We start from the raw sequence: 25,889 nt of genomic DNA, 5'->3' as shown, positions 1-25,889 counted from the left end.
ATAATGAGTAATTTAGGATGTACTTGATTACTCATTAATTATTAATTGGAATAGATGGCTAATTTAAAAGAAATTCGTACTCGTATTTCGTCGGTTCAGAAAACCAAACAGGTTACTGCTGCGATGAAAATGGTTTCTGCTGCCAAGCTAAAAAAGGCTCAGGATGCTATCGTACAAATTCGTCCGTTTGCTGATAAATTACATGAGATTTTGTCCAACTTAACTGGGAGTTTGACTAATTCGGATGATAATTTGTATGGTGTTGAGAGAAGGCCTGAAAAGGTTTTGTTGGTTGCGATAACTTCTAACAAAGGTTTGTGTGGTGGGTTTAATGCAAATGTAATTAAGCAAGTTACCATTTTAGCGGGTAGTACTTATTACGAGCAATATCAGCGAGATTCTCTTCATGTATTAGCAATTGGAAAACAAGGGTTTGAAATTCTGAAGAAGACTTATCATGTTGTTGGAGAGCACAATCATGTGTACGATAATTTGAGCTTTGAAAATGTTTCAGCAATTGCTACTTCGGTGATGAAGGAGTTTGTAGAAGGGAAATATGATAAAGTAGAATTAGTTTACAATCAATTTAAAAATGCGGGAGTACAAATATTAACTACCGAACAGTTTTTGCCTGTGGTGCAACCCGAAGAGGATCTGAATAATCAGACAGAATATATTTTTGAACCCAATCAGGAAGAAATTCTTGGAGAGTTGATTCCAAAATCATTAAAAACACAATTTTTTAAAGCAATGCTTGATTCTTTTGCATCAGAACACGGAGCAAGAATGACAGCAATGCATAAGGCTACAGATAATGCTTCTGATTTGATTCAGGATCTGAATTTGACCTACAACAAAGCTCGTCAGTCGGCAATTACCAACGAAATTTTGGAGATTGTTTCCGGAGCAAATGCATTGTCTAGTTAATGCTATTTTAAATACCATATTTAAACGATTTATAATTGCTGCAAGCTCACCTTAGGGTGGGCTTTTTTTATACAGTAAAGTCATTCTGCCAAATATATTTAGAGAATTAAAAATTATTGCATAAATTTGACATGTTCAAACATATGCACAAAATGGAATTGAAAATAAATCACAGCAGTCCGCTTCCTTTGCACGCTCAAGTAGAGAGTTTGCTAAGAGAGATGATTGAGCTCTCAGAGTATAAGAATGGTGGCTTTTTGCCGAAAGAGGTTGATTTGGCGAAGCGTTTGGGGATTTCGAGGAATACTTTGCGACAAGCAACCAATAAGTTGGAATACGAAGGTTTGCTGATTCGTAAAAAAGGAATTGGTACCAAAGTAGCTGAGAAAGGAATCACAACCAATCTAGATAATTGGCAGAGTTTCACTCAGGAAATGACGGACAAAGGCGTTGATTTTGTGAATTTTTTGATTGAAGCGAATTGGGTAAAAGCATCTGCTAAAATTGCGCGTTTTTTTAATATCCCAGAAGGCGAAAAAATTCTTTGTTTGTCTCGATTAAGAGGATTTTCCGATGGTCCGTTTGTCTATTTCGAGAGTTATTTTCATCCACGAATTGGTCTTACGGGTAAGGAGGATTTTAAGAAACCATTGTACGGTATTTTAGAAAATGACTACCATGTTGTGCCATCTATTTCCAAAGAAGAAATTAAAGCGAGACTAGCTACTAAAATTACAGCCGATCGTTTACAAATTAAGCAAGGTGATCCGGTTTTGGTTCGCGAACGTTACGTGTCCGATCCAGGCGATCGTGCTTTGGAATACAACATTGGTTTTTATATCGCCGAAAAGTTTACCTATTCGATTACCATAACACGATAATTCCATTTGAGCATGAAAAATAAAATATCCATTGGTGTTGATGTAGGAGGAAGTCATATCAGTTGTGCGGCCTATAATTTAAATAATAGAAGCATAATTGCTGATAGTATTTCTGAGATATCTTTAAATAACCAAGGCAGTAAAGAAGAAATTGTATCTGCATTTGGAGGCTTATTGCGATCGTGCATAGCCAAGATTAATGCAGATGAACTTGTGGGAATTGGTATTGCGATGCCAGGACCCTTTGATTATGTGAATGGAATTGCACTGTTGACAGGGGAGAATGCTAAGTTTCAAAACTTATACAAAGAGAATTTGCGACTGGCAATTCAGAAAAACTTGGCTTGGGAAGACTTGCCCATTCGATTTATAAATGATGCCACTGCTTTTGCCATTGGAGAATATTTTTCAGGCGAACTAAAAGAGGCTAAACATTCTTTAGCAATCACCTTAGGAACTGGTTTAGGCTCCGCTTTTCTGTCAGAGGGAATTCCGGTCATTACAGAGGATACAGTACCTAAGAATGGCTGTATTTGGCATTTGCCTTTCGAAAGTGGTATTGCTGACGATTATTTTTCTACTCGCGGTTTGATTAATCGATTTTTCGATCGTACTGGGATTAAAACAAGTGGCGTAAAGGAAATTGCAAGTTTGTCAAAAGAGAATAAGGAGGCAAAGGAATTGTTTATGGATTTTGGGGAGAAATTGGCTGTTTTTTTAAGTCCGTGGATTACAAAATTCAATGTGGAAGCCATTGTGTTTGGAGGAAACATTTCAAAAGCATCCTATTTATTTGATCATGCAATGAATGAGAAGTTTAGTGAGTATCACTTTAAGTTGAAGGTTAAATATTCAACGCTTCAGGAGACTGCTGCTTTTGTGGGCGGAGCACAATTGTTGGACGAGGAATTCTGGTTGTTGGTAAAAAGCCAATTGCAACACATGTAATTCTGTTTCTTTGCTGGTTTTTATCTGATATAATTAAAAATCTTATAAATATGGGGCTTTTTCTTTTTGTTAAAAACGTTTGCTCAATAGTATGTTCAAACATTAGAACAATGAATTATTTTCTTTTGTTTGGATCTCTTTTATTTTTTGGCTCCTGCAATACAAAAGAGGATTTAGTGAGCTATGTTGATCCAAATATTGGAACGGCTCATAGCAGATGGTTTTTTTATACGCCAGCCGCTCTTCCTTTCGGGATGGCAAAACCAGCACCATCAACCAATGGCCACTATGGAAACAAATGGGGTTGGGAAGCAGTTGGATATGATGATAGACACGAGTCGATTGAAGGTTTTGCCAATGTTCATGAATTCCAATTGGGAGGAATTGTTTTGATGCCAACTACGGGAAAGTTGATCACAACTCCTGGAGAATTGGAGAATCCAGATTTAGGTTACCGTTCCAGATTTAATAAAGAAACGGAAATTGCTCAACCAGGTTATTATAAAGTTGATTTGGCAGATTACGAAATTACTGCCGAACTAACGGCTACCCAACGAGTGGCGATTCATCAGTACACTTATCCAGCAAACAAAAAAGCAAACTTGCTGTTTGATATTGGAAATCAGCAAGGAGAAAGTGGTAAGGTGGTAAATGCTGAGGTGAAAAAAGTTGATGATTTTACGGTTGAAGCTTGGGTCGAAACTGCACCCGAGTATGTGAAGAAATATCAAAAAGGCTCTACGGTTTCCATGTATTTTGTTGCCAAGTTGAACAAGGCAATGACGGATTTCGGTTCGTTTCGAGGAGATTCTATTTTTACGAATCAATCAGAAATATCTGGTAAAGGAGCAGGTTTCTATTTTTCCTTTACGACCAAAAAGAAGGAAATAATAGAGGTTCAGGTGGCTTTATCGTATACATCGGTAGAGAATGCTTATAAAAATTTGGAAGCTGAGGCAAAACCATTCGCTCAAACCAAAGAAGAAGCCAATGGAATTTGGAATACGGAATTGAATAAAATTTTGGTAAAAGGCGGTTCTGAAACCGATAAAACAAAATTTTATACTGGACTATATCATGCTTTGTTGGGCAGAGGAGTTGCAAATGATGTGAATGGAGCCTATCCCAAAAATGATGGAAGCGTTGGTCAGTTACCCTTAAAAAAAGATGGAACACCACAATTTAATTTTTACAATACCGATGCTGTTTGGGGAGCATTTTGGAACTTGACTCAGCTTTGGACTTTGGTTTGGCCCGAATATTACAACGATTTTGTTCAGACTCATCTTCAGGTTTATAAAGATACGGGATGGTTTAGCGATGGCTTGGCAAACAGTCGATATGTTTCGGGTGTAGGGACTAATTACGTTGGTTTGATCATTGCTTCGGCTTACAATTGTGGCATCAGAAATTACGATACTGATTTAGCATTTGAATCAGCTTTAGCTAATGAGTTGGCTTGGGAAAATAGACCACTTGGCGCTGGTAAAATGGATGTGAAAAGCTTTTTGGAGAATGGCTTTATTCCGCATCAGGAAGAATGGGGAGACATTCCAGAAGCAAGTGCATTTTCAGCATCTCACGTTCTCGAATATTCTTTTTCGGCGCATGCTGTTGCTCAATTTGCCAAAAAATTAAACAAAACAAGCGAGGCGAATCTATTAAGCAAGCTCTCGGGGAGTTGGCAAAATATATTCGATTCCTCTACTGGATTTATTCGTCCGAAAAATGAAAATGGAGTGTTCATTTCTAATTTTGATCCTTTAGAAGCTTGGAGAGGATTTCAGGAAGGAAATTCGTGGCAATATAGTTTCTACGTTCCTCATGATGTTCCCAATTTGGTGAGCAAGATTGGACAAGATCGCTTTAACGAAAGGTTGGATTCTATATTTATTACATCGCAAAAGAATGGCTTTGGTGGCGGAAAAGAAATTGATGCATTTGCTGGCGTAAAAACCATTTACAATCATGGAAATCAGCCAAGTTTGCACATTCCTTGGTTGTATAACTTCTCAGGAGAACCAGAAAAAACACAATTCTGGACTAGAACAATTTGCAACGAATTTTATGGAGCCGATCCAATTCATGGATACGGTTATGGACAAGATGAAGATCAAGGTCAGTTAGGCGCTTGGTATGTTATGGCATCAATCGGTTTGTTTGATGTAGCTGGTTTAACGAGTGAGAATCCAAGTATGCAAACGGGTAGTCCGGCATTCGATGAAATTACAATTCAGCTTAATTCGGATTATTACTCAGGGAAAAGCATTCAAATAAAAGTAGAAAATAATTCTCCAGAACGATTTTTAGTTGAATCAGTAAAACTGAATGGGAAAGATCTGGAAAACAATGTGGTTTTATTCAAAGATTTGATTGAAGGAGCAAAACTAGAATTCAAAAAGAAAGAAAATAACGATATCTATTAAATAACTGAATATGAAGAGTGTTTGTGGTTTACTGTTAGGTTTATTTGTTTTGGTAAGTTGTGGAAACAACTCAAAAATAAGTCAGGAATTAAAGCAATCTGTAGTGGAAAATAAAGATTTTGCTTTTGTGAAAAAGAAAGCATTGGAAGTGGTAAAAACTGGCTTTAATGCTGGTGATGGATATGGTGAAGTTTGGATTCGCGATTACAATACTTTCATCGAGCTATCGGCCGAAGTTTATCCTAAAGAAGAGTTGAAAGAGAATTTGCGCGTGTTTTTCCGTTTGCAAGGCGATGATGGAAATATTATCGATGGATTTATCCCAAAGGAAAAGGCAGTAGATGTGGAAGGTGGATATACTTACATCTATAATGATTTAGAGCCAATTTATTGTGGTCATAAAAATACGGTTGAGACCGATCACGAAGCATCATTGGTTCAGGCAGTTTACAAGTACGTTCAAAAAACAGGAGACAAGGAATTTTTGAATGAAAAAATTGGCGACAAAACAGTCGCTGATCGTTTGGAATGGGCGATGGAATTTCTAATAAACCACCGTTGGAGCGATGAACATGGATTGGTTTGGGGAGCAACGACTTCCGATTGGGGCGATGTTCAGCATTGTCATCCTTGGGGCGTTTACATTACAGAAGACACAAAGTACTGTGTTGATATTTATGACAATGCTATGTTTTTAATTGCCATTGATAACCTGATAGAATTAGATTCTACAAAAAAGGAGAAGTGGCAAACAATTCATGATAATATCGCAAAGAATACCATGAAACATTTGTGGGATAAGGAAAATCAGAAGTTCATTCCTCATGTTTATTTGGATGGATCTCCATTTCCAGCTTCGTTCAATGAAAATGAGATTTTTTACCATGGCGGAACAGCAATAGCTATCGAAGCGGGTTTGTTGAAGCAAGATCAAATTAAAGTTTCCTTAGATAAAATGATTGCTAATGTAAAAGCATCGGGTGCTGGTTCTATTGGTCTGACCGTTTATCCTCCTTATCCAGAAGGATCTTTTGAGAACAAAGGAATGGTTCCTTACGGATATCAGAATGGTGGCGACTGGACTTGGTTTGGTGCTAGAATGATTCAGCAATTGGTGAAATATGGTTTTGTAGAAGAAGCCTATGAACAATTGCAACCCATGACAAATAGAGTGGTTGTGAATGATGGTTTTTACGAATGGTACACCGAAAAAAATGAGCCAACAGGATCGGGAACTTTCCGAGGTTCGGCAGGAGTGTTGTACAAGGCGATTGAAATGTTAGAAGATGCAGTTGAAAAATAAGTGGTATTTAGTCTTGTAGTATGAGTCAGTAAGTGAGAGGATTATGGTCATGGATTCTTAGTTTGTTATGATCTTGATTCTTACTACTTGTGTCTTGTTACTAAATAGAAAAAGAATAACGTGATGGAGAAGAGAAGAAAAACAGAGCAGTATTTACTTCCACTACAAAGAAGTGAATCAGAAAAAGGGAAATACGATTTGTATCCATCTTTGCAGATGGAAGATGACAAGATAAATGTTGGTTTTGAGCTTTTGGCGCAAGAGTTGAAAAATGAGAAAACCATTGTAATTGATGGATATGTAGGTGTTTTTTACGATCAGATAAAAGAGAAATTAAGTTCGGAGTTCGATAAGCTTGGCAAGAAAGTGAATTGGGTAAATGTTGTTTCGGCCATGAAACCTGAAGCTGAGATTGATGAGCTGATTGAACCATTTTTAGGGGGAGATGATCCTATTTTTGGAACAAAAGCAAGTATTTCCTTATCGGATTTCTTTGATCAGCGAAAGCTGGAGAGTTTGGAGGAAGATAAGAATGCAGACATTAATGTTATTTACGGTGTTGGAGCTTCTTTAAGTAATTGGAAAGGCAAATTAATTTACATTGATTTGCCAAAGAATGAGCTACAATTTAGAGCACGTGCGCAAAGCATTACCAATTTGGGAGCTAGTACAGCATTTGAAGGCAAACCGATGTACAAACGCTTCTATTTTGTCGATTGGGTAGTTTTGAATAAGCACAAACAAAGGCTTCTTTCTAAAATCGATTTTGTGATTGATGAACAGCGTTTGGATGTGATCACTTGGATGAAAGGAAATGATTTACGCGCAGGTCTGCGAAAAATGGCAAACAATATTTTCCGTGTTCGTCCTTGGTTCGAACCTGGTGCTTGGGGTGGACAATGGGTAATGGATAAAATTGATGGACTGAATAAGGAAGTTGTCAATTATGCATGGTCGTTCGAGCTGATTGTTCCTGAAAATGGTTTGTTGTTCGAGAGTAGTGGAAATTTGTTGGAAGTATCCTTCGATTGCATCATGTTTCAGGAAACAGAAGCCGTTATGGGAAAACATTCCAAGCAATATGGATTTGAATTTCCAATTCGATTCGACTTTTTGGATACTTTCGATGGAGGAAATCTTTCCATTCAATGTCATCCGCAACCGGAGTATATCAAAGAGCATTTTGGGGAGAGTTTAACTCAAGAAGAAACCTATTATATTTTAGATGCAGGAAAGGATGCCAAGTGTTATTTAGGATTTCAGGAAGATATTGATCCGAAGCAATTTGAGGCTGATTTGCAATACAGTTATCAGAACAAAAAGGAGATTGACATTACCAAACACGTGCAAATTCACGATTCGCACAAGCACGATCTGTTTTTGATTCCTCCGGGAACCATTCACGGTTCGGGAACGGAAAATTTGGTTCTAGAAATTAGTACAACGCCATATATTTTCACCTTTAAAATGTACGATTGGTTACGTGTCGATTTCGATGGAAAACCTCGTCCAATAAATGTAGAACGCGGAATGGAGAACCTGAATTTCGATCGCAAAGGACAATATGTAAAAGACAAGCTGATCTCTCATCCATACTTATTAGAGGAAGGAGCGGATTGGAAGCATTACCATCTGCCAACACATGAGAAACATACCTACGATGTACACCGATATCATTTCAATACGGAAGTTGCAATTAATACCGAAAACCGATGCAATGTACTTTCATTGGTCGAAGGACAAAGCATAATTGTAGAGACTGAAAATGGCATGCGTCAGCGATTTAATTATGCAGAAACTTTTGTAATTCCAGCCGCAGCTGGATCTTATAAAATCATCAATGAAACCGAAGAAGAAATAATGGTCGTGAAAGCGTTCATGAAATAATCCATAAGCTCAAAACATTACCCATTATGAGAAACACCATTTTATTAATAACACTTACAGCTCTGATAATCTCATCCTGTACTTCTCCTCAAAAAACAATTTGGCAAATAGGAGAGAACGACAATTCTAGTGCTGAATTTGCTTTGTCGAACAATGAATATCAAGATTATATCGCCCATGACTTTGGATGGGAGGACAAGTATTTTTTGGTCGGAACATCCGATGAAAAGAAAGATTGGCCTTATATCATTCCTGGAATTAGTGATACTTGGGGAGGAACTTGGGGAACATCAGGTTGGAGATCAAGCACCTTAAACATTTTGTTTGGAATAAACGAAGTCCCAAAATCGGGAGAATGGAAATTAACAGTCGATGTTTTAGACTGCAATTCGGCCGATTTGCCTCTTTTTAAGGTTACCGTTAATGGAAAAGAATGGAAATATAGATTACCTGTAATTAATTCGGATTCAAAAATTGAAGTTTCGCCTAAAGATTCCTCAGAATATTTGATGGTAATTCCTTTGTCCAATGACTTGATTAAAAAAGGAGGAAATGAGATTTCGCTAAGCACCATTGAAGGTTCTTGGTTAAAATTCGATCAAATTAAATTGGAAGGTCCGGGTAATGCTGAGCTTGTTGAGAATAAAACAGTTCACTTGCGTGATGTTGCTGTTACAGATTATGAAATTGATTTGAATGGAATTTCTTATCAAGCATTGTTGGTGGATGTGGAACATTTATCTGGGAAACCAGAGCTAAAAGTTTTACTCGATGGAAAAGAAATTTTGAGCGAAAATGTCGAAAAAGGCCGATACCAGTTTGAAGCTCCAATGCCTTCGGTTTCTTCCGAGTTAACTAGTGAATACAAAATTTTAGCTGATGGGGTAGAACTTGAATCGGGTGAAATTACTCGAATGCCATGCGATAGCATTACGCCAGCAGAATATGTGGATACCAAAATGGGAACCGGTCATTCGCGTTGGATGATTGCTCCCGGACCATGGATGCCATTTAGTATGGTAAAACTGAGTCCAGATAACCAGAACGCAGCTTGGCAGGGAGGATACGAACCAAATTTTGAATCGATTGGCTGTTTTAGTCATGTTCATGAATGGACGGTTGCTGGTTTGGGAATAATGCCAACCAATGGAGTCTTGCAAATAAAAGTAGGAGATGAGAAAGATCCTGACAGTGGTTACCGATCGAGAATTGACAAAACTACCGAGAAAGCACCACTTGGCTATTACACGGTTGAATTAAGCGATTACAATATAAAAGCAGAACTGACTTCTACCACTCGATGCGGGCTTCAGAGATATACGTTTCCAGATTCTTTGGAGAACAGAATTCTGATCGATTTGCAAATTCCTTGTGAATACACCTATCAAAATAAAGAGGTAGAAATCACTCAGGTTAGCGATACACGAATCGAAGGATTCAGTCATCAATTAACAGAAAATACCTGGGCCGGAGGAATCGATCAGGAGTATACGATTTTCTTTGTCATTGAATTCGATCAGCCGATAGTAAAAAGTGGCTCTTGGATTGATGATGCCATTATGGAAGCTACAAAAATCAGTCAAAAAAATCCTAAGGATGCTGGTTTCTATGTCGAGTTTGCTAAACAAGGCAATAATGAGGTTCAGGTTCGCACGGGAATTTCTTATGTGAGTATCGCCAATGCTTCGGAGAATTTAAAGAAAGAAATTGCAGATCCTTTCGATTGGAGTTTCGATTCCGTAAGAGATTATCATGTCTCCGAGTGGAATAAACTAATAGGTAGAGTTCATATTTCTACCAATGATAGAGGTGAGAAAAAGCGTTTTTACAATGCTATGTACCGTTCCATTTGCAGTCGAAATATTTTTTCTGATGTGAATGGAGAGTGGCGCGATGCTGATGAAAAGATCCGGAAAATGGATGATCCATCTTCGCCAGCCTTAGGTTGCGATGCTTTTTGGAATACTTTCTGGAACTTAAATCAATTCTGGAATTTGGTAACGCCAGAATGGAGCAATCGTTGGGTAAAATCGCAATTGGCGATGTACGATGCCAATGGTTGGCTGGCAAAAGGTCCTGCAGGAATGGAATACGTTCCAGTTATGGTTGCCGAGCACGAAATTCCTTTAATTGTGGGTGCGTACCAAATGGGAATTAGAGATTACGACGTTGAAAAGGCCTACGAAGCAGTAAAGAAAATGCAAACAACTCCTGCGCGAGAAGTTGGTGGTGGTTTCGCTGGTAACCGCGATTTGGTAACTTATCTAAAACATGGCTATGTGCCTTACGATGAAGGTCGTTTTTCAAATTCATTAGAATATTCTTTTGATGATTGGACGGTTTCTCAGTTTGCAAAAGCTTTGGGAAAAGATGCTGATTACAAAACATTCTTAAAGCGAGGATACTACTGGAAGAACATAATTGACAAAGAGATGGGCTATGCTCGTATGAAAGATGCAAAAGGAAACTGGAAAGCAGATTTCGATCCATATAAATCTGGTGCTAATCATCATTATGTGGAAGGAAATGCATGGCAGTTGACCTATTTTGTTCCGCAGGATGTTCCTGCTTTAGCCAAAGCAATTGGGAAAGATCGTTTTATCGAGCGCTTGGACTGGGGATTTACCGAAAGTGATAAAACCCGTTTTAACGGACTGAACGATCAGTATTGGAACTATCCGGTGATGCAAGGAAATCAGCAATCGATGCATTTTGCTTTCCTATTTAATTGGGTTGGAAAACCTTGGTTAACGCAAAAATGGAGCAGAGCAATAGTCGATCGTTACTACGGAAATGGTGTTTCAAACGCTTATTTAGGCGATGAAGATCAGGGACAAATGAGTGGCTGGTTGGTAATGGCTTCCTTAGGATTATTCCAAACAGATGGAGGTACAAGTACGGAACCGATCTATGAAATTGCCAGTCCACTATATGAAAAAGTTGAGATTGATTTAGGCCAGCAATTTGGACGTGGAGACAAGATCATTATTGAAGCTAAAAATGCTTCTCGTTTGAACAAATACGTTCAATCAGCAAAACTAAACGGGAACGTTTTACAAGATTTTAAATTTCCGGCAAGTGAATTACTAAAAGGAGGTAAGTTAGAGTTGGAAATGGGTGCTGAACCTAATGAAAAGTGGGGAATCGTTCAGAAGTAATAGTTAGCATTAATAGCTCACCTTCGGGTGAGCTATATTTAGTTCAGAATTCAAGCATTAATTAAAAATAGTAAGGATTAACCTGATTTTAATCTAAAACTAAGTTGGATCAATTATAATTGCAGAACAGACAAGAACAGATCAAAATTAAATTATCAAACTTCAATAAACACCATGAAAAAGATTTATCTGTTGTTATTGGCAACAATATTATTTTTTGGATTTACCAGGAAAGATAATTCTCCTGCCTATAAAAATGCAGACCTCGATATTGAAACCCGTGTAGCCGATTTGGTAGCTCGTATGACTTTGGAAGAAAAAGTGATGCAACTGGATATGTATTCTGCTGGCGACCTGGTTGTTGATGGAAGAGTAGAGCCGGTGAGAGCTGCAAAAGCATTAAATGGAATGAGTGTTGGCTCTGTTCATGATTATTATCCGGAAACGGCTGATCATGCCAATGAGCTTCAGAAATTCATCATTGAAAATACACGATTAGGAATTCCTGCCTTATTTATAGAGGAGGCATTGCACGGTTATCAGGGTAAAAAGTCAACGGCATTTCCGGTATCCTTAGGTTTAGGAAGCATGTGGGATGTTGATTTAATGGAGAAAGTTGGTAAGGTGATTGCAACGGAGACGCGTTCGGTTAATGTTCATATGGTATTAGGACCAGTTTTAGGAATTGGTCGCGAGCCTCGTTGGGGTCGTGTTCAGGAAACCTATGGTGAAGATGCTTATTTAGCGGCTCGAAATGGAGTGGCAATTATTAAAGGAATGCAGGGCGATGATTTAACTGCAGATAATGCAGTAGTTGCAGAACCTAAGCATTTTGGAGTTCATAGTATGCCTTCAAAAGGATTAAATACAGGAACTGTTTACATCGGAGAACGAGAAGCTCGTAGTCATTTTTTATATGTTTTCGAAAAAGCTTTTAGGGAAGCAGGAGCATTGGGAGCAATGGCGGCCTATCACGAGTGGGATGGAATTCCTGCAGCTGGTGATCCATGGTTATTGAAAGATTTATTGAGAGATGAGTGGGGATTTAAAGGTTTTGTTTTATCCGATCTTGGTGCTATTGCCAAACAGCACAACTCTCACCATACTGCAAAAACAGATGAGGAAGCAATTCTGAATTCAATTCGTTCTGGTTTAGACATGCAGTTTTATGATTATACCCATGAGAAATTTCAGAAGACGCTTATTGATGCAGTAAATAACGGAACTCTTGAAATGAAAGATGTTGACCGTGCAGTTTCGAGCGTTTTGTATGTGAAATTTAGATTGGGACTGTTTGAAAATCCTTATGTAGATACCAAATTAAAAGAGGAGAGATACCACTGTCAGGCTCATCAGGACCTAGCTTTGGAAGTGGCGCAAAAATCGATTACTCTATTACAAAACAACAACAACACTTTGTCTTTCGGCGATAATGTAAAAAAAGTGGCAATTATTGGCGATATGGCTGATAAGGTTTTATTGGGAGGTTATTCACCAAAAGAGGTGGAAGGGACTTCCATTGTTGAGGCTTTTAAAAATACAGCTTACGAAGTGAATTTTGTAGATGTAGGAGTGCCTACAAATACAGCAGAACAAATCGATTCTAAATACCTAGTGACTGAAGATGGAGAAGAAGGTCTGCTAGCAGAATATTTTAATAATACCGAATGCTCTGGAGTACCGGTATTTTCTCAGGTCGAAACAAATTTGGCTAGATACTGGCATAACCTTAGTCCTGCCGCGGGTGTGGTTGATGATAATTTTTCAATTCGATGGAGCGGATATATTGTTCCTCCTTTGACAGGAACTTACGAGTTTTCTTTAATTGCTGATGATATTGCAAGATTCTATATGAACGGTGAGCAGTTGAACGACAATTGGGACAAGGAAATGATAAACAAGTGGACAAAAAAGAAAATCCGTTTGGAGAAAGGAAAGAAATATCCTATAAAGCTTGAGTTTGCAGAATTTGACGCTTATGCTGCTGTTTTTCTTCACTGGAAAATTCAACCAGAAGTTTCGAACAAGGAAACCATGTTTACAAAAACAGTTGAGGCAGCAAAAAATGCGGATGTTGTAGTATTGGTTCTTGGCGAAAAAGAAGAAGAGTGTGGAGAAGGTAAAGATCGACAGGGTTTAGAGTTAAACACTTATAGCAAAAGATTGTTGAACGAAGTTTCGAAAGTAGGAAAGCCTATTGTTTTGGTACTTCAAAACGGAAGACCTTTGGTATTAACCGAAGAGTACCAAAAAGTAGATGCTATTTTGGAAAGCTGGTATGCTGGTGAATTAAGCGGACAAGCTACCGTTGATATCATTACGGGGAAAGTAAATCCATCTGGAAAACTACCTATTACATTTCCACGCAGCGAAGGGCAACTTCCTGTTTTTTATAACCATCAGCGTTCTGCAACCCATGATTATGTAGACGGTAGCAGCAAACCGTTATTCGCATTTGGTCATGGTTTAAGCTATAGCAAATTTAAATATTCTGATTTGGTTATTGAGAAAGCAGAAATTGCTAAGGATGAAAATCAAGTGGTTAAAGTAAAGGTGAAAAACATTTCAGACCGAGATGGAAGTGAAATTGTTCAGCTTTATATTACCGATTCGTATAGCTCGGTAGCAACTCCGGTAATGCAGTTAAGAGGCTTTAAGAGAATAGAACTGAAAGCAGGAGAAGAAAAGGAAGTTTCATTTACTATATTGCCTGACGATCTCGCCCTTTGGAACAGAGCAATGAAACGAGTAGTTGAACCAGGCGAGTTTCAAGTGAAAGTGGGAGCAGCCTCTGATGATATTCGTTTAAAAGCTTCATTTCAGGTGAAATAGATTAGTTCATAAAACAAAATAACATTTTATCAAAAATCGTAAAAAGCTCACCTTTGGGTGGGCTTTTTCAATAAAGAAAATATCTACCTTTGATAAAAATTAGTTGAATTCGCATTAAATACGAGGAAATGAAGGAAATTGAAGAGAAGGCTATCCATTCGTTTAATAATGGAATGAACTGTTCCCAATCGGTACTAACAGCTTATGCAGATCATTTGAAATTTGATCCAAAAATGGCTCTGTCAGTAGCTACTGGTTTTGGAGGAGGCATGGGAGAAATGCAAAAGACTTGTGGAGCAGTTACTGGCGCCTTTATGGTGTTGGGTATTCACAATTCGAAAAAACACCCAGAAAATACAGAAGCGGTAAAGGCAACCAACGAAATGGTGAAAAAGTTTTCTCACTATTTTAAGGCTTTATATGGATCTCTTGATTGTAAAGGCATTTTAAATTGTGATTTTACAACAATTAGTGGAGAGAAGGAATTTAAGGAAAAGGATATGAAAAAGAATATTTGTTCCAAATGTATTTCCGATTCTATTCGGTTAATTGAGCTAATAACCAAAGAGTAACTTAAGTCAATTCTGAACTTAATGAAAACAAAAAATCCTCACTAATAGTGAGGATTTTTTTATGCTAAAAGCTAATGGCCAAAGGCTAAAATCTTTTTTTATTCTTTTATCTCGTTAAGCGCTTCACTTACGTTGATGCAGTAATCACCAATTTTTTCACATTCCGAGAACATATCATTGTAAATAATACCAGCTTGGTATTTGTATTTATGTTCCTCTACATTATTTAAATGTTCTGTTTTTAGGGCGGTTCTGTAATCATTTATTTCGCGCTCTACTTCCCAGGCTTTCTTAATTTGAACTTCTATAAATTCTTTCTTGGTATTTTCATGCATTACATCTAAAGCATTGTCAACCAGACTAAACATTTTGTTGATATTATCTCTCAACTCCTGAGGGAACCATGCTTTTTGTTCGCGTTTTCTTTTCATTGCTTTCGCAAGATTTAGAATCGAGTCTCCAACACTTTCAATATCACTTACCATTTTAAAATAAGCACGAACCCTTTCCGAGTTTTTAGCACTTAGTCGGGTTTCAGATACTTTGGCAAGAAAGTTGGCAATTTCAACTTCCATGTCATCACTCTCATCTTCTCTTTTGTCTATTTTTTCGAAAAGTTTATTGAATGTTTTCTCGTTGGTCTCATTAAATGCCTGCTTGGTATAGCTAAACATTTTTTTAGTACTTTTTACATAGGAACTAATTTCTTTTTTAGCTAAAAACAGGGAAGCTTCAGGAGTGGAAAGAGTTCCAGTTTTAATATGTTGCAATTTGAATTCCTCTTCAACATCCTCTCGAATTGGAACCAATTTGGTAACCACTTTTACAATAAAGTTGGCAAACCAAATTAGGAATACAACATTCAAAATATTAAATGCAGTATGAAACAAAGACAAAGAAATTGGTACAGCAGCAGTACTTGTAAACGGATCGCCACCACCTAACATGCTCATGTTTACCCAAGCAATTCCTTTCAGAAAAAATGGGAGCGAAATCAGCATCCAAATAACACCAAAAGTATTAAAGATAAGATGTGCTCGTGCGGCTCTTTTTGCGGATGTATTGGCAATCATAGCAGCAAGGTTTGCAGTAATGGTAGTCCCAATATTTTCTCCCAAAACCATAGCCGCAGCCATTTCGAAACTAATCCAGCCACTATTACACATTACTAAGGTAAGTGCCATGGTTGCCGATGAGGATTGAATTAAAATGGTAAGAAGTGTGCCAATAAAAAGGAATAGTAGAGTAGAAGCAAATCCCATGTCCGTATAGCTGGTCAAGAAATTTAGAATCTCAGGATTACTTTTAATATCTGGCATTGAATCCTTTAGAAATTGCAAGCCAATAAAAAGCAAAGCAAATCCCATGATTAATTCTCCCCAGTTCTTCTTTGCACGATTTTGAGAAAATAGGAATGGCAAACTTAAACCAATTAAAGGCAATGAGATTGCACTCATGCTAATTTTAAATCCCAAAAGCGAGATTAACCAGGCAGTAACCGTAGTACCAATATTGGCACCCATAATTACTCCTACCGATTCTACTAACGATAGTAATCCAGCATTTACAAAGCTAACTACCATTACAGTGGTTGCCGATGAAGACTGAATAAGGGCTGTAATTAACACACCAGTCATTACGCCTTTAAATCGGTTGGAAGTCATTGCGGCGAGAATGCTTCGCATTTTGTCCCCAGCAACTTGTTGAAGAGATTCACTCATCAACTTCATTCCGTACAGGAACAAGCCTAAAGATCCTATGAGCGTTAAAATATCCGCCAATCCGTAATCCATAATTTGATTAATTTTATTTGTTTTTCAAGAGATTAGTAGCTGTTAAGGCGGCAAAAATAGAAGATATTTGCAAAACCTCTAATTTTTTGTTGACTTAACTAGGTATTAAGAAATAGTAAAAATAAGCATGAGAAATTAGTATGAAACGATAACGCTCTTAATTTTTATAGTTTTTTAACGCTTGCTAATTGTATTGATGGTAAGCTATTTACGGCTTTGTATGAGCCTGTAAAAAATGGTTTTTATCTCCATTTTCTTCGAAATTTAGGAATAATTACGAACACAAGCACTAAATAATGCATTTGCAAATTAATTAGTTTGTTAAAAACCAGCTGTTTTCGTCGATTTTACCTAATTTTAAAACTTGGTATGCTCAAAGCATGTATATTAGTATTTCATCCTATCAGCATCTTTTGATAAAATGATTATTAGTAGTATTTTCGCCGAAATCTAAAACAAAATCGAGATCTCTTTATAGAAGGATAATAGTATGTGGAATAGAATTGCAGGATTAATTCTTAGGAATAGAATTTTACTTTTGGTGATAATTGGACTTATCACAATATTTATGGGATATAAGGCTCGATTTGTAGAGATGTCCTATCAGTATGCAGCCCTCCTTCCGGATGATGACCCTGCTTCTGTTGAGTACGAGCGGTTTAAAAATACTTTCGGACAGGAAGGAAATGTGATGTTCTTTGCAGTTCAGGATCCGGAATTTTATGAGCTCGAAAAATTTAACGATTGGATCGCTCTTGGCGATAGTCTGAAAGCTTTAGATGGAATTGATGCTGTCGTTTCTATTGCTCACACTTATAATATCAATAAAAACAGTAAGGCAAAAAGGTTCGAGTTCGAAACCATATTTCCTAAAAAAGTAAATTCTCAACAGGAATTGGATAGTCTGGCGATCATTGCAGAGTCTTTGCCATTCTACCAGGGAAGTTTATTCAATAAAGAAACAAATACTTTCTTAATGGGTATTACGGTGAACGCGCGAATCATTAATTCGAAAGCGCGCGAACCAATGGTTGTTAAGGTACGTGAAATTACCGACCGTTTTACCTCCAAATATAACTTGGATATGAAATACTCGGGACTTCCATACATCCGAGTAGTTACCGCGCAAATGATTAAAAAGGAGATGAACATGTTTATTTATCTCTCTCTTTTAGTTACTGCAATAATTCTATTTCTGTTTTTCCGCTCTTTTAAGGTGGTTTTCTTTAGCATGTTGGTAGTAGGTTTAAGTGTTATTTGGGCAGTAGGATCCATGGTTTTGTTCGATTACAAAATTACCTTGCTTACCGCGATGCTACCGCCTTTGCTGGTGGTAATCGGAATTCCTAATTCCGTATTCCTCATCAATAAGTACCACGGAGAATACATTCGGCATAATAACAAAATTAGAGCCTTACAGCGGGTGGTGTCTAAAATTGGGAATGCAACCTTCTTAACTAATTTAACTACGGCATCGGGTTTTGCTACTTTTATTGTAACCTCAAGTCAGATATTAAAAGAGTTTGGAGTTATTGCCGCTTTAAATATCATGGTGGTTTTTGTTCTTTCCCTACTTCTAATTCCTATTATTTTTAGCTTTTTAAATCCTCCAGATCAAAAAGCAACCAGTCACTTGGAAAATAAAATGACCGTTTGGTTTGTAGGCAGATTGGTACGTATTGTACTGAATAAACGTACCATTGTTTATAGTATAAGTGTTATTTTTCTTGCTTTGGGGATTTTGGGAATCAGTAAAATGAAAAGTACTGGTTATATGGTGGACGATTTACCGCATGATAATGTAATCTTTCAGGATTTAAAGTTCTTCGAAAAAAACATGGATGGAATTATGCCTTTGGAAGTAATGGTGGAAACCAAGAAAAAGGCAGGCGTTTTAAAGTTATCTACCTTAAAACGATTAGACGCGCTTAACGATTCCCTAAGCACTTATCCCGAAATATCATCCTCGGTTTCAATTGTGGAGGCTGCAAAATTTGCTAATCAGGCCTATTTTAATGGCAAAGAAAAATATTACGATCTACCTAGTAATCAAACTCGTAATATAATTATGTCCTATTTGGCAAAAGCCGATACTGGCGACGATTCAAAATTGTTTAGCACTTTCGTGGATTCTACTCAATCCATTACCCGAATGAGTTTTCGGATGAAGGATATCGGGACTACCAGAATGGAAGAAATGGAACAGAAAATTCTTAAGCATGTAAGTACTATTTTTCCTGAGGATCAATATACAGTCCACGTAACCGGATCGAGTATCATCTTTTTTAAAGGAAATAAATACCTAATCAAGAATTTGTTTATTAGTCTTGCTTTGGCAATCTTCTTAATTGCATCGTTCATGGCTTGGATGTTTTCCTCGAAAAGAATGGTGGTAGTTGCCTTGCTTCCAAACTTGTTGCCATTAATTATTACGGCAGCTTTAATGGGTTTCTTTGGAATCCCGATTAAGGCATCCACTATTTTGGTATTTAGTATTGCCTTTGGTATTTCGGTAGACGATACCATTCACTTTTTAGCAAAATACCGACAAGAATTAAAAGCCACAAATTGGAGTATTCGTTCATCGGTTGTGCTAGCGCTTCGCGAAACGGGACAAAGCATGATGTACACTTCTATTATTTTATTTTTCGGATTTGGTATTTTTGCTTTGTCAGATTTTGGTGGAACCGTTTCTTTGGGAATTTTGGTGTCTTTAACATTACTTTCGGCAATGCTTTCTAATCTAATTTTATTGCCATCCTTATTGTTAACACTCGAAAAGTTCATTACCAACCGATCATTTAAAGAACCATTGCTTCAAATTTTCGACGAAGAAGAAGATATTGAGTTGGATGATCTTCGAATTGCTCCAAGTGAAAACAAAGAGGGAAAAGAAGATGCTGTGAATTGATTTTTTTATATTTTAGTGAGCTGTTTCTGAAAGCTATTCTTTAATTGCTTTTAGCGATCTCTGATTAAAACACAAGTATCATTAGAAGTTTTTGGAGTGTCCCTATTCGATCTCCTATTTTAGCTTCTTGTATCTAAATTCTATAAAAATGTATAGTTTTAATGAACTTCAGGAAATCATCGAAAAAGAAATAGATGGATTGGAGTTTTCGGCTCCGCCAGAAGGCCTTTTCGAACCAATGAAATATATTTTAGGCATAGGAGGGAAGCGACTTCGTCCAATTCTTGTTCTATTAGGTGCTAATTTATACAAAGATGATCTTTCCAGAGTTTGTTTACCTGCTATTGGAATTGAAGTATTTCACAATTTTACGCTCTTGCACGATGATGTAATGGACAACGCTCCAATTCGCAGAAACAAGAAAACCGTACACGAGAAATGGAACAGTAACGTAGCAATTCTTTCCGGTGATGCCATGTCTATTAAGGCTTATCAATACATCGGATCTTGCGAAGATAAATACTTGCGCGATGTGCTTACTGTCTTTAATCAAACCGCATTGGAAGTGTGCGAAGGACAACAGTTCGATATGGAATTTGAGGAAAGAAACGATGTTGAACTCGATGAGTATCTAAATATGATTCGACTAAAAACAGCAGTTCTTTTAGGAGGAAGTTTAAAAATGGGCGCAATTATGGGCGATGCTAGCTCGAAGGATGCTGAATTGTTGTACTATTTTGGAGTAAATCTGGGAATGGCATTTCAATTGCAGGATGATTTGTTAGACGTTTTTGGTGATGAGGCGGTCTTTGGAAAGAAAATTGGAGGAGATATTTTATCCAATAAGAAAACTTTTCTCTTGATTAAAGCTTTGGAAACTGCATCGAGTGAAGTTAAAAGTGAATTGAAATCTTGGATTACCAAGAAAGATTTTAATCCGGAAGAAAAAATAAAAACAGTTCGCGCGATCTACGAAAAACTAAATGTTCGCGAATTCTCAGTGAAAAAGATTGAGAATTACTTTACCTTATGCCTGGAATACTTGGATAAAGTAAATGTAGAAGCCGAAAAGAAAAAGGAACTTTATTCCTTAGTAAAGGGTTTAGTAAATCGTTCCGTTTAAGAATGTTAAAATTTAAGATAAGATTCTCCTTTATTGACAAAAAATTTTAAATTTGTTGTCATGCGATATTAATGATCCAAAAAAATAATGTAAATGTCACAAAATACAGGCAAAATTGTTCAGGTTATCGGACCTGTTATCGATGTAAGTTTTGATAAGGAAGGAACCAAGCTTCCTGAAATTTACGATTCTTTAGAGGTCGTGATGGAAAATGGTAAAAATTTAGTTGTTGAGTGTCAGCAACACATTGGTGAGAACACTGTTCGCGCCATTGCAATGGATTCAACCGACGGATTACGTCGGGGAATGGATGTAATTGCAACAGGTTCGCCTATTATGATGCCTCCAGGAGATAAAATTAAAGGTAGATTGTTGAATGTGGTTGGAGAAACCATTGATGGAATTGGAGAGGTTAGCAGAGAAGGTGGTTATGCCATTCATAGAACTCCGCCAGCATTCGATCAGTTAAGCACCGAATCGGAAGTTTTCTTTACAGGGATCAAAGTAATCGATTTAATTGAACCATATGCAAAAGGTGGTAAAATTGGTCTGTTTGGTGGTGCTGGTGTTGGTAAAACAGTATTAATTCAGGAATTAATTAATAACATTGCTATCGGTCAAGACGGATTATCTGTATTTGCCGGTGTTGGTGAGCGTACCCGTGAAGGAAACGACTTGCTTCGGGAAATGATTGAATCAAGGGTTATTCAATACGGCGAGGCCTTTGAAAAAGATATGGAAAAGGGAGGCTGGGACCTTTCTTTAGTAGATAAAGAAGCTTTGAATAATTCTCAAGTTTCACTCGTGTTTGGTCAAATGAACGAACCACCAGGGGCACGTGCTCGTGTTGCTCTTTCGGGACTAACTGTTGCGGAAAGTTTGCGTGATGGGGATGAAAAATCAGGTGGACGTGATATTCTTTTCTTTGTTGATAATATTTTCCGTTTTACGCAAGCTGGTTCCGAAATTTCGGCACTACTTGGACGTATGCCTTCGGCAGTAGGATATCAGCCAACTCTATCAACAGAGATGGGAACGATGCAGGAAAGAATTACTTCTACAAAAAGAGGATCAATTACATCGGTACAGGCGGTTTACGTTCCTGCAGATGATTTAACCGATCCTGCTCCTGCAACAACTTTTGCTCACTTGGATGCTACCACAGTATTAAACCGTAAGATTGCAGAGTTGGGAATTTATCCAGCGGTGGATCCTTTGGATTCTACTTCTCGGATTTTGACAGTTGATGTTGTTGGCGAAGCTCATTATAAGTGTGCTACAGATGTAAAAGAGATATTGCAACGCTACAAAGAATTGCAGGATATTATTGCAATTTTGGGTATGGAAGAACTTTCCGAAGACGATAAATTGGTTGTTCACCGCGCACGTCGTGTACAACGATTCTTATCACAACCTTTCCACGTTGCCGAGCAGTTTACCGGTTTAAAAGGATGTTTGGTTAGTATTGAGGATACCATTAAAGGTTTCAATATGATTATGGATGGAGAAGTAGATCAATATCCTGAAGCAGCTTTTAACTTGGTTGGTACTATCGAACAAGCCATCGAAAAAGGGGAAAAACTATTAGCAGAAGCTAAAGAATAATAAGATTTTAAGTACTTAAAGTTTTAAATGCCTAAAGTTATTTTTACTTTATTTGAAGCTGTAAGTACTTTGAACTTTAACCTTTAAGTACTTTAAACTTAGAAAATATGCATTTGGAAATTGTTACACCCGAAAAAAAACTGTACTCCGGAGAGGTTGAATTAGTTCAGCTTCCAGGGAAAAACGGATCGTTTGAAATATTGAAAAACCATGCTCCGATTGTTTCTACTCTCGAGAAAGGAACAATTAAACTAAAACCAGTTGGAGAAAAAGAAATTTTCTTTGAAGTAAACGGTGGTGTTGTTGAGTGTAAGAAAAATGTGATTTCGGTATTGGCAGATAAATAGATTATAATTGCGGGTAATTTTTTGCCTTCGAATAGAATAAAACACAAGCTCGGAAATCCTTCCGGGCTTTTTTTTAGTTAGGGGAACAGAGAAACAAATTTTCATATGAATAATGCCTTTAATTTAGAATCTTCAAAATAGAATTGCTTATTTTTGCATTGTTGGAATCTCAACTCTAGTATCTCACATCTCATATCCGAAATAAAAAATGCCAAAAAAATTCCTGATTATACGATTTTCTTCCATAGGTGATATTATTCAATGCATGACCGTGATAGATGGTATTTTAAATCAGTATCCAGATGCCGAAATTCATTGGATTGCCAGAAAAGATATGTCCTCTTTCTTAGCTATGGATCAACGTATTTTTAAAGTTTGGGGATTTGATAGAGGACAAGGGTTTAAAGGACTTTTAAAGCAGGCCGGAGCGCTCAAAAAAGAAAAATTCGATTATGTGTACGATGCGCATAGTAATATCCGATCGATCGTATTAAAAACAGTATTGGTGCCACGTTGGAAACGTTGGTTTGGTATCGGTACAAAATTTACAATGCGAAGCAAAGACCGAATCAAAAGAATTTTGCTGTTTAAGTTTGGTGTGGATCGCTTCCCAATGCCTTTTAAAGGGATGTTATCGTTTCGGAAACCACTTGAGAAATGGGGTTTAACCGATTATTCGAAAGTAAATAGCAATTGGTATTTTCCAGAGGAATTAAAACTCAAAATGAAGGAGGAGGTTTTTTCAAATCTGAAAGGGGAGGCATCTAAATTAGTCACTTTGGTTCCTTCTGCCGCATGGATAATGAAACGCTGGCCTGTTTCTCATTGGCAAAAATTAGTGCAACAATTACCAGATTATAATTTCATGATTTTAGCTGGTCCTGATGATGTGTTTTGTAAAGAAATTGAAGCTGTTGCTAAGGAAAGAGTTTTGAATCTTGGTGGGAAAACGAATTTATTGGAGTCCTGTTATTTGGTGCAAAAATCGAATTTGGTTATTTCAGGAGATACAGGTTTTTTGCATGCCGCAGATAAATTCGGAATACCTGCTTTATCATTAATGGGACCAACAGCCTTTGGATTTACTACAGGAGAACATATAAAAACTCTCGAGGTGAACATGAAGTGCCGTCCGTGCTCAAAAGACGGATCGGGGAAATGTTCCCAAAAAGTGTATCAGCAATGTATGGTGGATATAACGCCAGAGTGGGTTGCAAATGAAGTACGAAAGCAAATGAGCTAATAGTGCTTTCTATCGAAATAAAAATTAACAAGCATTTAACGATTTTGAATAGGCTGGTCTGAATAAAAAAGTTATATTTGTATCGCACGCGACATAAATTGTAAGGATTTTTTCGAAATGCAAAACAAACACAAACAATAAAAAGGATAGAAACGAGACGATGCTAAAATGAATCACCTAAAGGTGGCATTATTGCAGTAAGTTTCATTAGGAATCATTAAAATTATGAAAAAAATAGCTTTACTGCTGATTTTTACTGCTGGTCTGTTTTCTACTCAGGCTAATGCACAAACAGAATCAAAAACAGCCTGTAAAAAGGAATGTAGTTCTAAAGAGAAATGTATGAAAGAGAATTTTTATGGCTTTAAAGTAGCCTCTTTAACAGGAGATGAAGTTGATTTAAGTCAATATCAAGGAAAAGTGGTTTTAGTGGTTAATACAGCAAGTAAATGCGGTTTAACACCACAGTATAAAGGTTTGGAAGCAATGTACCAAAAGTACAAAGATCAGGGATTGGTAATTTTGGGTTTTCCGAGTAATCAATTTTTAGAGCAAGAGCCGGGAACATCGGAAGAAATAGCTACTTTTTGTGAGAAAAACTATGGTGTAAGCTTCCCGATGTTCGAAAAAATTGAAGTTCGCGGAACAAATGCGCATCCACTTTACAAAATGCTATCGGAAGAAAAGCCGTTTTTAGGTTTTGATGATTCGGAATCGGGACAAAAATTCAAGGGGTTTATTAGTGAGAAGTTCCCTGAAATTTATGCAGGAAATGGCATTAAATGGAATTTTACCAAGTTTATTATCGATAGAAACGGGAAAGTGGTAAAACGAATTGAGCCGAATATTGCTCCAGAAGATTTCGATGCAGAAATAAAAGAAATGCTATAATTCTGATAGTCAATATTTAGACATGCAAAAGAGGTTCCAATTGGAGTCTCTTTTTTTGTTTTCAGCCAATAAAGAGTTTTTTTATTGATTGTCGAACCAATCAACAAAGCGTTTAATTCCTTCTTCGAAACTCACTTGGGGATTGTAGCCAACAACTTCTTTTGCACGAGAAATATCAGCATAAGTTTGATCTACATCACCTGCCTGCATGGGTAATTTGTTTATTTGAACTTCGCATTTTGCCATTTTTGCAATAACATTAATCATATCTCGTAAAAGAATCGGGTAGCTGTTTCCTAAATTCAGAGTTTCGAAAACTTCCTCGTGATCGAAAAGATACTTACAGCATTTTACAATTCCATCCACAGTATCATCCACGTAAGTGTAATCTCTTGCCGTTGAACCATCACCAAACATTGGAATAGCCTGTTTGTTTCTAAATAGTTTTAAAAATTTATGAATAGCTAAATCGGGACGCTGGCGAGGACCAAAAACGGTGAAAAATCGCATGTTAATGATATCCAAATCGTATAAATGATGATAGCTATGGTTCAGAATCTCGCATGATTTTTTTGAAAAAGCATAAGGGGATATCACATGATCAACATTGTGCGATTCGGAAAAAGGAACTTCCTTATTATTTCCATATATGGATGAGGATGACGCAAAAGCCAGTTTTTTAATTCGTTTTTTACGCATAAAATCCAATACATTTCTACTTGCAGTAATGTTGCTGTTGATATAAGCCTGAGGATTTTCTATGGAAGGTCGTACGCCTGCCTTTCCGGCTAAATGCACCACCAAATCGATTGATTCTTCGATGAGATCCAGGCTCGAATCTACTCGTAAATCTATTTCGTAAAATGTAAATGTTGCCTTTGAACGAAAGGAATTCATATTTCCTTCTTTAATTCTTTTCGGATAAAAGGGATCGAAATTATCAATTCCAATAACGCGGTATCCTAGTTCTAAAAATTTTTCAGTTAGGTGAGAACCTATAAAACCGGCACAGCCTGTAATTAATATTGATTTCATTATTACG

Annotated in this window: 17 protein-coding genes; 15 read left to right on the top strand and 2 right to left on the bottom strand. The window is 37.1% G+C overall.

Annotated features, from left to right (window positions below; genetic code table 11):
• Positions 1–54 precede the first annotated feature (54 nt).
• The 9 genes from atpG (at position 55) to BZG02_RS08940 (ending at position 14,934) form a co-directional block, all read left to right on the top strand.
• Positions 55–927, top strand: coding sequence for an ATP synthase F1 subunit gamma (gene atpG, locus BZG02_RS08980; protein WP_101261086.1), 873 nt, complete (start codon positions 55–57; stop codon positions 925–927).
• A gap of 152 nt (positions 928–1,079) precedes the next feature.
• Entirely contained in the window at positions 1,080–1,808 is a 729-nt protein-coding gene (locus tag BZG02_RS08975; protein WP_101261207.1) for a GntR family transcriptional regulator, read from the top strand.
• 12 nt (positions 1,809–1,820) lie between these two features.
• The gene (locus BZG02_RS08970; RefSeq protein WP_101261085.1) at positions 1,821–2,756 is read left to right on the top strand and encodes an ROK family protein; all 936 of its coding nucleotides are present in this window, start codon (positions 1,821–1,823) and stop codon (positions 2,754–2,756) included.
• Positions 2,757–2,866: 110 nt separating this feature from the next.
• Positions 2,867–5,182, top strand: coding sequence for a GH92 family glycosyl hydrolase (locus tag BZG02_RS08965; protein ID WP_218972199.1), 2,316 nt, complete (start codon positions 2,867–2,869; stop codon positions 5,180–5,182).
• Between the two features lie 10 nt (positions 5,183–5,192).
• Positions 5,193–6,485: a GH36-type glycosyl hydrolase domain-containing protein gene (locus BZG02_RS08960; protein WP_101261083.1), complete on the top strand. Its 1,293-nt coding sequence runs from the start codon at positions 5,193–5,195 to the stop codon at positions 6,483–6,485.
• 123 nt (positions 6,486–6,608) lie between these two features.
• Positions 6,609–8,372: a class I mannose-6-phosphate isomerase gene (locus tag BZG02_RS08955; protein ID WP_101261082.1), complete on the top strand. Its 1,764-nt coding sequence runs from the start codon at positions 6,609–6,611 to the stop codon at positions 8,370–8,372.
• A gap of 26 nt (positions 8,373–8,398) precedes the next feature.
• Positions 8,399–11,530 (top strand): GH92 family glycosyl hydrolase, encoded by a 3,132-nt coding sequence (locus BZG02_RS08950; RefSeq protein WP_101261081.1) that lies wholly within the window; start codon positions 8,399–8,401, stop codon positions 11,528–11,530.
• Between the two features lie 174 nt (positions 11,531–11,704).
• Positions 11,705–14,362 carry a glycoside hydrolase family 3 N-terminal domain-containing protein gene (locus tag BZG02_RS08945; protein ID WP_101261080.1) on the top strand — a complete coding sequence of 886 codons (2,658 nt, stop codon included), beginning with the start codon at positions 11,705–11,707 and terminating at the stop codon, positions 14,360–14,362.
• 128 nt (positions 14,363–14,490) lie between these two features.
• Positions 14,491–14,934 (top strand): C-GCAxxG-C-C family protein, encoded by a 444-nt coding sequence (locus BZG02_RS08940; RefSeq protein WP_101261079.1) that lies wholly within the window; start codon positions 14,491–14,493, stop codon positions 14,932–14,934.
• 98 nt (positions 14,935–15,032) lie between these two features.
• Here the strand turns inward: BZG02_RS08940 and BZG02_RS08935 are convergent, their stop codons facing one another.
• On the bottom strand, positions 15,033–16,727 hold the full coding sequence (locus BZG02_RS08935; protein WP_101261078.1) for a Na/Pi cotransporter family protein: 1,695 nt from the start codon (positions 16,725–16,727) through the stop codon (positions 15,033–15,035).
• A 490-nt stretch (positions 16,728–17,217) separates the two neighbouring features.
• On the opposite strand from BZG02_RS08935, the gene BZG02_RS08930 reads away from it, so the two are divergent.
• The 6 genes from BZG02_RS08930 (at position 17,218) to BZG02_RS08905 (ending at position 24,847) form a co-directional block, all read left to right on the top strand.
• Positions 17,218–19,638, top strand: coding sequence for an efflux RND transporter permease subunit (locus BZG02_RS08930; protein ID WP_101261077.1), 2,421 nt, complete (start codon positions 17,218–17,220; stop codon positions 19,636–19,638).
• 148 nt (positions 19,639–19,786) lie between these two features.
• A complete protein-coding gene (locus tag BZG02_RS08925) occupies positions 19,787–20,761 on the top strand; it encodes a polyprenyl synthetase family protein (RefSeq protein ID WP_101261076.1) in 975 nt (324 codons plus the stop codon).
• A 93-nt stretch (positions 20,762–20,854) separates the two neighbouring features.
• On the top strand, positions 20,855–22,366 hold the full coding sequence (gene atpD, locus BZG02_RS08920) for a F0F1 ATP synthase subunit beta (RefSeq protein ID WP_101261075.1): 1,512 nt from the start codon (positions 20,855–20,857) through the stop codon (positions 22,364–22,366).
• Between the two features lie 107 nt (positions 22,367–22,473).
• Positions 22,474–22,713, top strand: a complete 240-nt coding sequence (gene atpC / locus BZG02_RS08915; RefSeq protein ID WP_101261074.1) for an ATP synthase F1 subunit epsilon — start codon at positions 22,474–22,476, stop codon at positions 22,711–22,713.
• 208 nt (positions 22,714–22,921) lie between these two features.
• Positions 22,922–23,956, top strand: a complete 1,035-nt coding sequence (locus tag BZG02_RS08910; protein WP_101261073.1) for a glycosyltransferase family 9 protein — start codon at positions 22,922–22,924, stop codon at positions 23,954–23,956.
• 225 nt (positions 23,957–24,181) lie between these two features.
• On the top strand, positions 24,182–24,847 hold the full coding sequence (locus BZG02_RS08905) for a glutathione peroxidase (protein WP_281253669.1): 666 nt from the start codon (positions 24,182–24,184) through the stop codon (positions 24,845–24,847).
• An 81-nt stretch (positions 24,848–24,928) separates the two neighbouring features.
• Here BZG02_RS08905 and BZG02_RS08900 read toward each other — a convergent pair whose 3' ends face one another.
• Positions 24,929–25,882 (bottom strand): GDP-mannose 4,6-dehydratase, encoded by a 954-nt coding sequence (locus BZG02_RS08900; RefSeq protein ID WP_101261072.1) that lies wholly within the window; start codon positions 25,880–25,882, stop codon positions 24,929–24,931.
• Between the last annotated feature and the right edge of the window lie 7 nt (positions 25,883–25,889).

The organism is Labilibaculum filiforme, from assembly GCF_002843315.1.
Classification (GTDB): domain Bacteria; phylum Bacteroidota; class Bacteroidia; order Bacteroidales; family Marinifilaceae; genus Labilibaculum; species Labilibaculum filiforme.
Note: the sequence above shows the minus strand (reverse complement) of the source record. Positions and strands in the feature narration are given on the sequence as shown.